The following is a 12,789-nucleotide window of genomic DNA, read 5'->3' as shown; positions in this document are numbered from 1 at the left end:
TCGCCGACCCCGACACCCTGCACCACACCCCCATCGGCGTGCTGCGCTCCGTCGACCGGCCGGCGTACGACGTGCTGATGACCGCGCAACTCGACACCGCCGTGGAGCAGAACGGCAAGGGCGATCTCGCCTCCCTCCTGACCGGCAACGACACCTGGACCGTGGAGGACACCCATGACATACGTCATCACGCAGCCCTGCGTTGATGTGAAGGACAAGGCCTGCGTCGACGAATGCCCCGTCGACTGCATCTACGAAGGCCCCCGCAAGATGTACATCAATCCGGACGAATGCGTGGACTGCGGGGCCTGCGAACCCGTGTGCCCCGTCGAGGCGATCTTCTTCGAGGACGACACCCCGCAGGAGTGGGCGGACTTCCGCACCGCGGACACCGAGTTCTTCACCGAGCTGGGCTCGCCCGGCGGAGCCGCCGTCCTCGGCCCGCTCGCACACGACCACCCCATCGTGGCCGGCGCCCCGTTGCCCACCGCATGAGGGTCTGTACGGCAGGCGGCTACGGCTGTCGGTGACGGCGTCTGGACGGGGGCGCGGGCGCCGGTGCTGTTGGTCCGGTAGTCGAGGACGCGGTTGTGGTCGCAGGCGAACGCGTTGATGTCGATCAGACGGGGTCTTCTGGTTTTCGGGGCGTCAGCCCGGGCGCGGGGGCTCAGGCGTCGTGATCTCGGATGCGGTCCAGCTGGCCAGGACCTGCAGGGCCTGCGCGGTTTCGGAGCCCGGTTCGACGTTGTAGACGCACAGGGTCTGCTCCGGGTCGCCGGGGGCCTGGAAGGACTCGTAGGAGAAGTGCAGGTCGCCGACGAGGGGATGCCGGTAGCGCTTGGCTCCGTGGGTGCGGCGCAGCACGCGGTGGTCGTTCCACCAGCCGGTGAACTCGGGTGACTGGAGGGTGAGTTCGCCGATGAGGTCGGCGAGTTGCCGGTCGCGGGGGTAGCGGCCTGCTTCGAGCCGGAGGATGGCCACCGTCTCTGCGGCGATCCGTTCCCAGTCGCCCACGCGCTCCCGGGCCCGCGGGTCCAGGAGGTAATAGCGGGCCAGACTGCGGCGGGTGGCGGGTAGGGCGTCGAAGTCGGTGAGGACGGCCCTGGCGAGCCGGTTGGAGGCCAGCACGTCGGTGCGGCGGCCCAGGACGAAGGCCGGGACCTGGTCGAGGGTCTCCAGCATCAGGTGCAGCCCCGGGCGGACCCGCTGGGCCCTGGCCGGGGCGCGGCGTATGGTCCGGGTGCCGGACCGCAGCAGGTCGGTGAAGTGTTCGCGTTCGGTCTCGTCAAGGCGCAACGTGCGGGCGATCGCTTCGATGACCTCGGCGGAGGGGTTGCCCGCGCGCCCTTGCTCCAGGCGCGTGTAGTACTCCGTGCTCACGCCGGCCAGGCGGGCCACCTCGTCCCTGCGCAGGCCCGGTACACGGCGTACGCGTCCGTCGGGGGGCAGGCCGGTGTCTTCCGGGGTGATGCCCGCGCGCCGTGAACGTAGAAAGCCGGAGATTTCCCTGGTGCCGTCCATGACTCAAGTGTGACCACCTCAGCGGTGCCGTGCGGCTCCAGGGTGGTTCTGCCGGTACCTGTTTCGGCAGGACCGGTTATGGCGTCCAGCGAGGTTGGCGCGGGTGGTGTTCTAAAGGTGCGGCCGGTAGTCGCCGACCGCGGTCCATCCCCCTCCCTTATCGCTTGGAAGGTGCACATCATGGCCACGAACACCACCTCACGTCCCCTGGCCGGTCGCGTCGCCGTCGTCACCGGTGCCTCCAGTGGCATCGGCGAGGCCTCCGCCGAGGAGCTGGCGTCCCTGGGGGCCCGCGTCGTCGTCCTGGCGCGGCGTGCCGACCGGTTGGCGGACCTGGTCTCCCGGATCGAGAAGGACGGCGGGAGCGCGGTGGCGATTGCCGCCGACGTCACCGACGCCGTCGCGGTGCAACGCGCCGCCGATCGGACGGAGGCCGAGTTCGGCGGTGCCGACCTGCTCCTGAACAATGCCGGAGTCATGCTTCCCGCTCCGGTCGAGGAACTGACAACCGGCCAGTGGAAGCAGCAGATCGACCTGAACATCACCGGTCTGATGAACGCGATCGGCGCCTTCACACCGCAGTTGGTCAAGGCCGCTGCCGAGCACGGTGTAGCCGACCTGATCAACACGTCCTCGATCGCAGCGCAGAACATCTTCCCGAACTTCGCCGTCTACTCCGCCACGAAGGCGTACGTCACCCACCTCTCCCGTCACCTGCGGGCCGAGCTGGGCGCGAAGCACGTCCGCGTCTCGGCGCTCGAGCCGGGCATCGTCGCCACCGAGCTGCAGAGCCACGTCACCGACCAGGGCGCCCGGGAGTGGCTGGCCGGCTCCAGGGACACGGTGGAGTGGCTCACGGCGCAGGACGTCGCGAAGACCGTCGGCTTCGTTGCCTCGCTGCCGCCGCGGGTGAACCTCCAGCAGGTCACCATCATGCCCACCGGTCAGGCTGCCTGACCGGTGCTTCACCGGTGGGGCATCGGCCGCGGGGGACGATCATTCGGCGGACGGGCAGCGATCAAAGGCGGTTCCCCCGATCAGCCGGCCGGGGGCGCTGGTCTTCCTCGTCTCTGCCGGACGGTCCCTGTTCCACTCCCCCAACCACCGTCTTGACCGATCGATACGTGATGATCTTGATCGAACTGGAAGCGCCCGTTCCCGGAGCGCGGCCGGGACGGTACGGATCGAGCAGGTGCCCGATGTCCACGACGCGGCGCTCCGCAGAGCTGAGCCGTCAGGCAGCCGCACAGACCGCTCCGCCCGCCCCGGACGCCACCGCGTCCGGGGCTTTTTATTTGAACAGGCAGGAATTCACGATCCACGGGGCGGGCTGAGGGCGACGCGGCAGGGCCGTCCGCGTCTCCGTCGTACCCCGTACCCTTGACGTGCATGGAGCCACTGCCCTACGTAGACGACCAGGACCGGGTGATCCACGCACCACCGGAGCAGGTGTGGCCCGCGCTCCTCGCCACCGTCCGCCCGAACGGTACCTCGCCGCCGGGGCCGATCGCGCGGGTGATGCGCCCGTTCCCCGCCGCGTACGGCGGGGGCTGGTCACTCCCCGAGGCTGGCGACTCCGTGCCCGGCTTCCAGGTGACAGCGGTCGAGCCGCTGCGGCGCGTCGAACTGCGCGGCGGGCACTGGGTGATCGTGGGGCGCATGCTGCGCGATGTCGAGCGGCGGGTGGCGGCATGATCAGCAGCCCGTTCTCCTGGCACTCGACATCCGCGGAGGAGCGGCGGGCGCTGCCCTGTGACAGCCTCCTGCCGGCGGCGACGGTGCGCGCGCATCGCGCGGTCACCGTCGCCGCGCCGCGGGCGACCGTCTTTCGCTGGCTGTGCCAACTGCGTGCGGCCCCCTACAGCTACGACCTGCTCGACAACCTGGGCCGGCGCAGCCCCCGTACCCTGACGCCGGGGCTGGACGAACTGGAGCGCGGCCAGCGCTTCATGGGAAGCTTCACCCTGGATTCCTTCGAGCGCGACCGCCACCTCACGCTGGCCGCCGACCGGGTCGCCGTCACCTACGCGGTGGACGACACCATCGACGAGCAGGGCGAAGCCGCAACCCGGCTGCTCGTCCGGGTCAGTGCGCGAGTGCCCGCCGCACGGGTGCTCGGGCCCGTACTCGCACTCGGTGATCTGCTGATGATGCGCAAGCAGCTACTGGTGCTCAAAGGACTCGCCGAACGCACCCCCCGCCCCGCATCGCCTTGAGCGGGGCAGGCGTAGAGCGCCGTCAACCGCTCAGGTCTCCCAGCAGGTGGTCCAGGACGGCCTCCTCCTCCACCCGTACGTCCGCTCGTGGAGTGCGGATGCCAGTTCCAGCTCCCCGCTGGTGGGTGTCGGCCTGCCCGGCAAGGGCTGCGCGGACAAGCCCGGTTTGCGGGTGCTCCCCCTCCCACTCGGCCCCGGGCTTGAGCCGGACCGTCAGCGGCCGGCCCGGTGACCTGGACGCGGCGGCCCGGCATCTCGGCTCTTCCTTCGGCCGATGAGTTTCGCGGCGCCCGGCTGTCTACCTCTTCGCAAGCCCGAGGAACCCAGCATCCGCCCCGGAAGGGTGAGGAACATGAAGTACATGATCCAGATCAACGTCCCCGCCGATCAGTGCGACGCCATCATGGCGTCCTACTCCAAGGACGACATGGAAGCCATGTTCGCCCACATGAACGCCCTCAACAACGACCTCCACTCCGCTGGCGAGTGGGTGGACGGACAGGGACTCGCCGGCCCCTCACTGGTCAAGACAGTACGAGCCGCAAGCAACGGACAACCGCAGGTAACCGACGGACCCGCCCGCGAGGGACACATCCTGGTCGGATACTGGGTCGTCGACGTCAAGAACGAGGACCGCGCCCTGGAAATCGCCGCACGCGCCTCGGCATGCCCCGGCCCCGACGGGAAACCCGGCAACGACCCGATCGAAGTACACCCCATCCCCGAGGGCCCGACACCAGCCTGAAACCCAGACCCCGGCGGGCGCGCCCCCGCCCGGCGGAGCACCTCTTGGTCGTCGCACAGGACCCGTGGGCAGATCGGCACCCAGCACCGCCGTGCACAGCCGGCGCCGCCCGTCCATCCGACGGGCGGCGCCAGCACGGTGGTCTGGAATCCGACGCGTCGTGCAGATTACCGATGTCCGAGTTGGGAATCGCGGGACGCACCTGGTAGGTGGTGCCGCTCGGGGAGACCAGGTCAAGGGCGAGGTCACCCGACCTGGGGTGAACGAGGTCGCTCCCATCCGCCGGGCTCTCGCAAGGTCGAATCCCTCTGATTTTTCTGCTGGTCAGTGCGGGATCCGGCACGATGACGGGCAGAAAGGTCGAGTTGCCGATGTGGAGGAGTACGGTCGCGGCGCCGGTGACCAGAGCGGTGAGCAGCAGGTGCGGTAGCCGAGCCGGTCAAGCCACCAGGCGAGCGGAAGTGATCCGACGGCGGCGAACCGTACGAGATCGAGGGGGACCTGGAGGCGGCGGCCCAGTAGCGCCGGAAGCTCGACGCGCTCCAGGAGGAGCTGGGCACCTCCCGCAAGGTGCTGACCGAGCGCCTCGCACACCTGGTGGAAGCGGAAATCCTGGAGAAGGTCCCGTATCAGAGCGGCACGGCCGACCAGGAGAGCGCCAAGGCGCTGCGGGTGGCGGGCCTGGTCGGCGAGCAGTTGCCGCGCCTGGAACTGCCGGGGCACCAGGACGGTGAGCCACTGGACCCGGCGGCCGAGACCGCGGCCACCGTCCTGTTCTGCTACCCGGCGCCCGGCCGTCCGGGCCCGCTGCCGGACGGCTGGGTCGACATCCCGGGCGCCATCGGCCGCACCCTGGAGAACCGGCTGTTCCGGGACGCGTACGACGCCTTCCGCGCGGCGGGCGCCAAGGTACGCGGCGTGAGCACTCAACGCCCGGACAAGCAGCGGGTGTTCGCCCTCAAGGAGGGCATCCCCTTCACCCTCCTCTCAGACGTCGACCTGCGCCTTGCCGCCGCTCTGCGGCTACCGGTCTTCCGCGCCGGACAGGTACTGCGGCTGAAGCGGGCGGTACTGGTCGTGGACCACGAACGCGTGGTGCACCAGGCACGCTTCCCGGTGACGGACATCCCGGGAGCAGTACGCGAAGCACTGGCGGTGGTACGGCAAGTGGCGGCGCCCTGAAGGACGCAGACGCGGCGACAGCCACCCACATGTGACCGGCGCGGCCAGGAGCCCCTTCCCCGGACCTCGCAGGGGCCTGGTCGACGGCCGGACGAAGCGGAGGGGCCGGCCGTCGGAGCCGTAGGGGCAACGTCAACACGCACGTACACGCCCCATCCCTAGCCCCAACCTCATCCTCATCCTCATCCTCATCCTCATCCTCATCCGACGAAGCGTGGAGGGGAAGCAGATGGCATTCGTACGGGGAACAGCGAGGGTCCTGGCGACCGCCCCGGTGAGAGCGCTCGCCGTACTGGGCGCCCCGCGCCATCTGCCCCGCCACGAATCGAAGGAGACAGCAGTGCGGTTGACGAAGAAGCGCCACGACCTCAGCAGCCCCCTCGCACAACCCGCCCGCGGCGAAGGTGAGCAGCGGACGCGGCGTCCCGATGGCGCCTCTGGGCGCGAGGCCCTGTGGGGTCAGGCCGGTTCGGTCTTCTCCAGCGCGGTGCGGACCGTGTCGACCATCAGCCGGGGCCGCTTGGCACGCAGACGGCGGCGAGGCGTCCGAAGAAGATCAGCCGGCACCGGCGGCAGCGCAACGCCCGCCCGGGCAGGGCGCGTTAAGCTCTGGCCCAAACGTGGGCCGAGAGCAAGGTGGGGCTGTGGCGCTGCTGAACGGGGACCCGGAAAGCATCGGCGGCTACCGGTTGTTGGACCGCCTCGGTGCGGGTGGCATGGGCACCGTGTTCCTGGCGCAGGCCGAGTCCGGGCGCCTGGTCGCGGTGAAGGTGGTACACCAGCAGTTCGCCGAGGACTTCGAGTTCCGCACCCGCTTCCGCCAGGAGGTCGCCGCCGCCCGGCAGGTATCGGGCGCCTTCACCGCCCCGGTGGTGGACGCCGACGCCGACGCGCCGCGCCCGTGGATGGCCACCTCGTACGTACCCGCCACCACGCTCGGCGCCCGGGTCCGGCGCGAAGGAGCGCTGACCGAACCGGGCGAACTGCGGCTGCTTGCTGTCGGCTTGGTCGAAGCCCTGCGTGAGCTGCACCGGGCCGGGGTGATCCACCGCGACCTCAAACCCGACAACGTACTGCTCACCGATGATGGCCCGCGGGTCATCGACTTCGGTATCTCCCGCTGCGCCGACCACCAGACCCTCACCGTCACCGGCCGGGTCCTGGGCACCCCGCCGTACATGTCGCCCGAGCAGCTCATCGCCCCGCACCGGGTCACACCGGCCTCGGACGTCTTCTCGCTCGGCGCGGTGCTGGTGTACGCAACGACCGGGCGTGGCCCGTTCGACGCCGAAAGCCCCTACCTGACGGCCTACAACGTCGTCCACGAACCCCCCGCGGTGGCCGCCCTGTCCGGCACCGTACGAGAGATCATCCAGTGGTGCCTGGCCAAGGAGCCTTCCGAGCGGCCCGGAACCGATGCCCTGCTTGCCGCGTTTCGGGCGGCGCCCGAGGCCGAATGGGGGACCCGGCCCGCCGCCGGCCCGGTCCGTGACGACGGCTCGGGCAGTGCCGCCCCGCGCGTCTGGTGGCGCCGGCGCAGCATTGCCCTGCTCACGGTGGCCGCCACCGTCGCTGCCACCGCAGGCGGCACCTGGGGTATGGGACTGTGGGAAGACGAAGGGACCCCACCCCGTTCTCCTAGTTCCCGGTCCGCGGGTCCGGGCAGTGCGCCGTCGCCTACCGCCGCACCGCTGGTCGAGAAGACCGCCGCGCTCCAGCCGGACGGATGGGCGCTGTGGCAGACCAAGCTCACCGGGAAGGACGAGAACCTCCGGTACTGCAATCCGTCGCCGCGAGCATTGGTGTGCGCCTCCAGCAGTAGCACCGGCAAACTGGCAGCCTTTGATCCACGCACCGGCAAGCAACTGTGGAGGCGCCCGGTCAGCTACACCGAGGGGAGCAGCGCACCGGCTCAGGTCGAACTGCTCGGCGTCTCCGGCTCTGGCCGCACGGCCTACTACACGGAGGCGACCGGCCAGGGAGTCGGACGCCTCCGGGCTGTCGACACGGTGACGGGGCGCGCCCTGTGGTCCACTCCCTCCGGGTCGCACCACCCGTATCAGCAAGCGGCGTACCTCGGTTCGGTCATCGTCACGTCTGACCTCAATGAGCTCCATGCCTGGGATGCGGCCTCGGGGCGCCGCCTGTGGGACGCGGAGGCGGGCGGGTTCCTCCATGTCACCCGTAACCAGCTGTATCTGGAAGAGCAGTCGGTGTTCACCGGGAAGACCGAGCTGTACAGGATCGCTCTTGAGAATGGGAAGAAGACGCTGTTCGGGGAATTTGGCGCGGCCCGTCTGGTCGCTTTCGCAAAGAACGTGGTGTTGCTGCGTGAAACCGACGGCACACTCACCCTTGGCAGTCCGAACGGCTCCCGACGTGCAACGAAACTGCCCGACATCTCCTACACCGAATCCGACGGCATCGTCTACGGCCGCGACATCGAAGGCACGATCATCGCGGCCGACACACAAACGGGACAGCGCCGCTGGACCACCAAGACCAATCTCACCACCGATGAGATGGACGGCAAGGTGGCACCGGTCATAGCCGACGGCCGGATCTACCTGTCATCATCCGACGGCCGCATCGCATGCCTCTCCGCCAAGAACGGGGCCCTGCTGTGGCGGAGCGCGCCCCGTAAGCAATACAACGAGCTTGGCAACGTTGCGGTTTCCGTTCGCGACCAGACCATCTACGCGGTCCATAGCCGTCTGGTATACGCACTGCGCCCGCCTGCCTAGTGCGTACGGCGCGGACGAGGTCGACGAAGCCGCCGTGGGCTCGGCCACCCCAGGCGCCGGCCTTCGCCCGGACAGGACTGGGGACGACTTACTGTGGATCATCCCGATGTCCGTCCCGTCGAGGTCATTGCAGTTCGACTGGTCTGCTCGGCGTCGTCGTGCTTGACCTGATGGAGAGGGGGCACTGGCGAAGAAGTCGATATCGGGCCAGGGGTGGGAGTCGTTTCCTGATCGTTCCCCATCGCCGACGCCCCATCCTCCGCGCCCGGAACTCGGGGCCGGATTCGAGCCCGAGAACCCCGGCCTAAGAACCGCTCACGGACCGCCCGGCGCACTCGCCCCCGCGTAGGTCGGCGGGCAGCATCCCGATCAGAACCGGAACCAACACCCACGTAGGGTTTGAGGCATGGGACGTCACATGCGTACACGCCTGTTCGCCTGCGCTGCGGCGTTCTTGACCGTGGCGGCGGGTCTGGGGATCAGGGCCGTCATGACGGGCGACACCGCCAAGTACGCGGGGGACGCGCTCTACACGGTCTTGATCTACGTGCTGGTGGTGCTGATCGCGCCCGCGGTGAAGCCGGTGGTGGCCGCGGGCGTGGCCATGGGCTTCAGCTGCGCGGTGGAACTGCTCCAACTTACCGGCCTCGTCGGTGATCTTGCCGCTCATCATCTCGCCGCCAGGCTCGTCCTGGGCACCACTTTCAACGCGCCCGACCTGATCTGGTACGCGGTCGGCGCCATCCTGTCCGCACTCATCCACTCCGCGGCGCGGCGCCCCGTCCTCACCGCCGTGCGGCCCGTCGAGTGCTCCCGCGGAAGGTGACGGCTGGGGCCCTGGCAGCGGTGCGTGGCGCAACAACGGTGCGACCGCCCGGCCGGGGTCTCACCCGGTCGTCGCCCCGGTCGCGGTCAGGACGAGGCGGTGGAAGTCCTCGGGGCGGCTGACGTTGATGAAGTGGTCGGCCGCCGGGACCACGATCAGGTCGGCGTCCGGGGCGCCGGAAGCGATCCGCTCGGCGCAGTGATGGGTGTACGGCGTGTCGTGGCTTCCTACCAGCACCAGCACAGGTGCCTTGATCTCCGCGAGGTGGGCGATGCCGGGGCGGTTCGGCTCGATCGGTTCGACGGGGCTGCCTTGCAGGAAGGCCGGGGAGTCGGCGTAGATCTCGGCGAGACGGGCCCGCTGCGGCGGGGTGAGGCATGGAGCCCAGACCGCCAGGTCGGCGGCAACGGCGGCCGGAAGGTCACCGCGCTCCACGGCCTCCGAACGCGGCACAAGAGCGGTCAACAGGGCTTCCAGCGCCGCCTGTTCGGCGTGGTCGGGGTGGGGCAGGGCAAGGGCGCACCCGGTCAGGACCAGGCGTTCGACCCGCTCCGGATGCTCCACTGCGAAGTCGAGGGCCTTGCGCCCGCCGTCGGAGGCTCCGACGAGGGTGGCTCGTTCGACACCCCAGTGATCGAGCACCGCCAGCAGGTCCGCGCTGTACGACCACGGCGCGCCGGCCGGCGAGGAGTGCCGCCCGACGTTTCGGTCGTCGTAGCGGATCACCCGGTGGCGGGCCGTCAGCGCGGCCATGTTCGACTCCCACATCCGCAGGTCCGCGGAGCCCGCGTTGAGCAGCACCAGCGCGGTCCCCTCCCCCGCGCACTCGCTGTGCAGGTGCCCGCCCGGTACCTGGATGTCACCCGTTGTGCCAACCATCGCTCAACCCCGTTCCTCTCCTGTCTTGGCCGTCAGCCTGCCAGGCCACCACATCCGGTTGATCGCGATCAACCGAGATCAGTGGGTGCCGGCGTCCCTGTGCTCTGCCAAGGGGGCATCGATTACCGGGCGGTGGGCCCGTCGGAGGCGGCAGTAGTCTCGCCGGATGATCGACATCCTGATACCGGCTCCCTATCAAGTGGATGAGCACGGTCTTCGCCGAGTGGCTGTGGACGAGCTTCTTTCCTGTGTGCTCGACGCGGAGAGTCCTTGGTGGAGGCGCGACCCGTGTGCGGTCGCGCTGATCGGGCGCGTACCAAAGGAGCGTGTTCCCGCACTGATGGAGCGTGTCCGCGACGCGGACTGCGAGCGTGGCATTCGTGCCGCCCTCCTTGAGGTTCTCAGCGACAGGGTGGAACTCCTGCCGTGTCTCGCATCCGGCACTCAGCAGGATGTGCGACACGAACGGGAGGCGACGATCCTCAAGATGCGTGCGTTGCTCGGCGATCGTTCGGCGCTGCCCGCACTGGCGGGCACCGTGGGCAGCTCCGAAGTGCGCGCGGCGCGATTGTGCGGGGCGGGATTGGACGCGCTGGTCGCGCGGTACGGGCTGGACGCGCTCCTCACCGACTTCGACGACCGGCTGCCGCAGGACCGGATCCGTGCTCTTCGGGTACGTCATCGTGCCGGCGAGGATGTGACCGACGCCTTGGCCGACCCGGACAGGGAGGTCGCCCAGGAGGCTGCGCGCACCTGCCGGCTCGACGTGGACCGGCTCCGCGCCTACCTCGATCACGCTCCGACGCCGGAGGCGAAACTCTGGGCCACGTACGCCCTGGCCTGCACCGCCCGGGGCGAGGCGTACGCGGATGAGGTCTACGGTGCCCTGGGGCCGGTGGAGGTCGCCGGCCTTGACGATGAGATCTGCCGTGCCATCGTCCACACGTACGAGGTATGGAGCGGGAGTCGTACGGGCCCTCGGTGGCGGCTTGAGGCCCTGTACAGCGAGCCACCCGCCCCGGTCGACGAGGAGGGGCAGCTGCTTCGGGTGGCGGCAGCGCTGGCGGCGGCGGGGCTGTCACCCCAGCCCCCGTCGTCCGGCGCCCACGACCACGGGGGAGGCGGGCGGGCCACCTACCATGCCATCGGTTTCGCAGACGGCCGCAGTCGCCTTCTCGTCAGCACCCTGGGCCGGTTCGTCACGGGTGAAGACCCTGGCCGTACCGACTCCGCGGTCCGCCGAGCGCTCGAATCAGAGGGATTCCGTTGGATCGACGACGCCACCGGTGCTGTTGCAGTCCCCGACCTTGCCGTCGGCGTCCTCGACCACCATCCGGATCTCAGCGTGCGTGACGTGCTGTTCTTCTGGACCGGGTGCGAGCCGTCCTGCTGGTGAGGCCGGGTCGGCGAGGGGGGTGCCCACGGGAACCAGGCTCCTGCGCAAACCGCTTGTCCGAAGGCCGCCGACCGAAGATGATCATCGAGCACGGGTGGAGGTTTCTTCCAGGGGAGGTTGCCGGTGAGGGCGACGACAAGAGCCGGCCGTACGGACAGTTTCGACACGGGCGCCTTGGAGGAGACCGTCGCCAAGGCGGCGGCCTGCGAAGGGTTCTCCGGTACGGTCCGCGTGACGCAGAGCGGGGAGGCGCTGTTCACCCGGGCGTTCGGGTCGGCGTCACGGCGATGGGGCGTGGCGAACACACCCGGCACGCGTTTTCGGGTGGCGTCGGTGTCCAAGATGTTCACGGCGGTGGCCGTCCTGCAACTCGTCGAGCGCCGGCAAATCCGCCTGGACGACGCGCTGGTGGACCATGTCAGGGAGCACGTACCGCAGCTGGATCCGCGGGTCACAGTCCATCACGCCCTGACGATGACCTCGGGTATCGGGGACTGGTTCGAGGAGGGCGGCGGGGACTGGGAGGCGCAGTGGGCCGCGTTGATCGCGGCCCATCCGCTGTACCTGCTGCGTGGCAACAAGGACTACGTGCCCCTGTTCGCCGACAAGAAGCCCCACTTCCCGCCCGGCGAGCGCCACCTCTACAACGGCGCCGGCTACATCCTGCTCGGCCTGCTCGTCGAAGCCGTGACCAGCCGTTCCTTCGAGGAGGTCGTCACCGACGAGGTCTTCGCCCGCGCCGGCATGAGCACGGCGGGCTTCCCGGCCCTGGACGAGTTGGGACCCGGCGTCGCCGAGGGGTACCTCACCGCCGCCGACGGCCCCGCCCCGTACCGGACCAACCACTACGCGACCACGCCCCGCGCAGCGGCCGACGGAGGGGCCACCTGCGCGGCCGCCGACCTGACGGCCTTCGCCCACGCCCTGCGCCACGGTCGGCTGCTGGGCGAGGAGACCACGCGCCTGGCGCTGACCCCGCAGGTCGCCGAGCGCGAGGAGAAGGTCCGCGGCTACCGGTGGATGTACGGCTTCGGCCTCACCCACCTCCTCGACGACGAGTCGGGCATCGTCCGATGGGGCCACACGGGCGAAGAGGACGGGGTCAGTGCACGCCTCTACCACTATCCGCGGCACGACCTGGACGTGGCCGTCCTGGCGAACGTGAGCTGGTCGGCCGGGAGCATGGGCTGGGCTGTTCACGACACCATCGTCGGTGCCTGAGGCGAGGCAGCCGAGCGGCATCCCGGCGTCGTTTCAGGAGCGGAGTGGAAGGCCCCGGT

12 protein-coding genes and 1 pseudogene are annotated in these 12,789 nt (G+C 69.7%); 11 read left to right on the top strand and 2 right to left on the bottom strand.

From position 1 onward, the window contains the following. Positions 1-206, top strand: a pseudogene (locus tag ACFQLX_RS02280) (hypothetical protein); the annotation flags it as partial. Beyond that, positions 175-495, top strand: coding sequence for a ferredoxin (gene fdxA / locus ACFQLX_RS02275; RefSeq protein WP_386411266.1), 321 nt, complete (start codon positions 175-177; stop codon positions 493-495). The pseudogene ACFQLX_RS02280 and the gene fdxA, both read left to right, overlap by 32 nt. A 153-nt stretch (positions 496-648) precedes the next feature. On the opposite strand, the gene ACFQLX_RS02270 is transcribed toward fdxA, so the two are convergent. Further along, complete coding sequence (locus ACFQLX_RS02270; protein WP_386411263.1) at positions 649-1,521, bottom strand: helix-turn-helix transcriptional regulator; 873 nt, start codon at positions 1,519-1,521, stop codon at positions 649-651. Positions 1,522-1,701: 180 nt separating this feature from the next. Between ACFQLX_RS02270 and ACFQLX_RS02265 the strand changes: the two genes are divergently transcribed. The 7 genes from ACFQLX_RS02265 (at position 1,702) to ACFQLX_RS02235 (ending at position 9,234) form a co-directional block, all read left to right on the top strand. Then, positions 1,702-2,478, top strand: a complete 777-nt coding sequence (locus tag ACFQLX_RS02265; protein WP_386411260.1) for an SDR family oxidoreductase — start codon at positions 1,702-1,704, stop codon at positions 2,476-2,478. 432 nt (positions 2,479-2,910) lie between these two features. After that, positions 2,911-3,216: a hypothetical protein gene (locus ACFQLX_RS02260; RefSeq protein WP_386411257.1), complete on the top strand. Its 306-nt coding sequence runs from the start codon at positions 2,911-2,913 to the stop codon at positions 3,214-3,216. Then, a complete protein-coding gene (locus tag ACFQLX_RS02255) occupies positions 3,213-3,737 on the top strand; it encodes a hypothetical protein (RefSeq protein WP_386411254.1) in 525 nt (174 codons plus the stop codon). Before ACFQLX_RS02260 ends, ACFQLX_RS02255 begins: the two co-directional genes overlap by 4 nt. Before the next feature lie 352 nt (positions 3,738-4,089). Beyond that, a complete protein-coding gene (locus tag ACFQLX_RS02250; RefSeq protein WP_386411251.1) occupies positions 4,090-4,482 on the top strand; it encodes a YciI family protein in 393 nt (130 codons plus the stop codon). 570 nt (positions 4,483-5,052) lie between these two features. After that, positions 5,053-5,664 carry a redoxin domain-containing protein gene (locus tag ACFQLX_RS02245; protein WP_386411248.1) on the top strand — a complete coding sequence of 204 codons (612 nt, stop codon included), beginning with the start codon at positions 5,053-5,055 and terminating at the stop codon, positions 5,662-5,664. Between the two features lie 644 nt (positions 5,665-6,308). Further along, the gene (locus ACFQLX_RS02240; protein ID WP_386411245.1) at positions 6,309-8,408 is read left to right on the top strand and encodes a protein kinase domain-containing protein; all 2,100 of its coding nucleotides are present in this window, start codon (positions 6,309-6,311) and stop codon (positions 8,406-8,408) included. Between the two features lie 418 nt (positions 8,409-8,826). Further along, complete coding sequence (locus tag ACFQLX_RS02235) at positions 8,827-9,234, top strand: ribosomal maturation YjgA family protein (protein WP_386411242.1); 408 nt, start codon at positions 8,827-8,829, stop codon at positions 9,232-9,234. A gap of 60 nt (positions 9,235-9,294) precedes the next feature. Here the strand turns inward: ACFQLX_RS02235 and ACFQLX_RS02230 are convergent, their stop codons facing one another. Next, positions 9,295-10,113, bottom strand: a complete 819-nt coding sequence (locus tag ACFQLX_RS02230) for an alpha/beta fold hydrolase (RefSeq protein ID WP_386411239.1) — start codon at positions 10,111-10,113, stop codon at positions 9,295-9,297. Between the two features lie 166 nt (positions 10,114-10,279). Here ACFQLX_RS02230 and ACFQLX_RS02225 point away from each other — a divergent pair, with 166 nt between their 5' ends. Both ACFQLX_RS02225 and ACFQLX_RS02220 read left to right on the top strand, forming a co-directional pair. After that, entirely contained in the window at positions 10,280-11,509 is a 1,230-nt protein-coding gene (locus ACFQLX_RS02225) for a hypothetical protein (RefSeq protein ID WP_386411236.1), read from the top strand. A 123-nt stretch (positions 11,510-11,632) separates the two neighbouring features. Continuing rightward, positions 11,633-12,730, top strand: coding sequence for a serine hydrolase domain-containing protein (locus ACFQLX_RS02220; RefSeq protein ID WP_386411233.1), 1,098 nt, complete (start codon positions 11,633-11,635; stop codon positions 12,728-12,730). Positions 12,731-12,789 lie beyond the last annotated feature (59 nt).

It is taken from the genome of Streptomyces polyrhachis (assembly GCF_042663125.1).
GTDB classification, from domain to species: domain Bacteria; phylum Actinomycetota; class Actinomycetes; order Streptomycetales; family Streptomycetaceae; genus Streptomyces; species Streptomyces polyrhachii.
This window is presented reverse-complemented; position numbering and strand designations above follow the sequence as displayed.

Excerpts from the sequence above, each read along its gene's own strand:
- fdxA (WP_386411266.1), top strand. The coding sequence starts at position 175 with ATGACATACGTCATCACGCAGCCCTGCGTTGATGTGAAGGACAAGGCC.
- ACFQLX_RS02270 (WP_386411263.1), bottom strand. The coding sequence starts at position 1,521 with ATGGACGGCACCAGGGAAATCTCCGGCTTTCTACGTTCACGGCGCGCG.
- ACFQLX_RS02265 (WP_386411260.1), top strand. The coding sequence starts at position 1,702 with ATGGCCACGAACACCACCTCACGTCCCCTGGCCGGTCGCGTCGCCGTC.
- ACFQLX_RS02260 (WP_386411257.1), top strand. The coding sequence starts at position 2,911 with ATGGAGCCACTGCCCTACGTAGACGACCAGGACCGGGTGATCCACGCA.
- ACFQLX_RS02255 (WP_386411254.1), top strand. The coding sequence starts at position 3,213 with ATGATCAGCAGCCCGTTCTCCTGGCACTCGACATCCGCGGAGGAGCGG.
- ACFQLX_RS02250 (WP_386411251.1), top strand. The coding sequence starts at position 4,090 with ATGAAGTACATGATCCAGATCAACGTCCCCGCCGATCAGTGCGACGCC.
- ACFQLX_RS02235 (WP_386411242.1), top strand. The coding sequence starts at position 8,827 with ATGCGTACACGCCTGTTCGCCTGCGCTGCGGCGTTCTTGACCGTGGCG.
- ACFQLX_RS02230 (WP_386411239.1), bottom strand. The coding sequence starts at position 10,113 with ATGGTTGGCACAACGGGTGACATCCAGGTACCGGGCGGGCACCTGCAC.
- ACFQLX_RS02225 (WP_386411236.1), top strand. The coding sequence starts at position 10,280 with ATGATCGACATCCTGATACCGGCTCCCTATCAAGTGGATGAGCACGGT.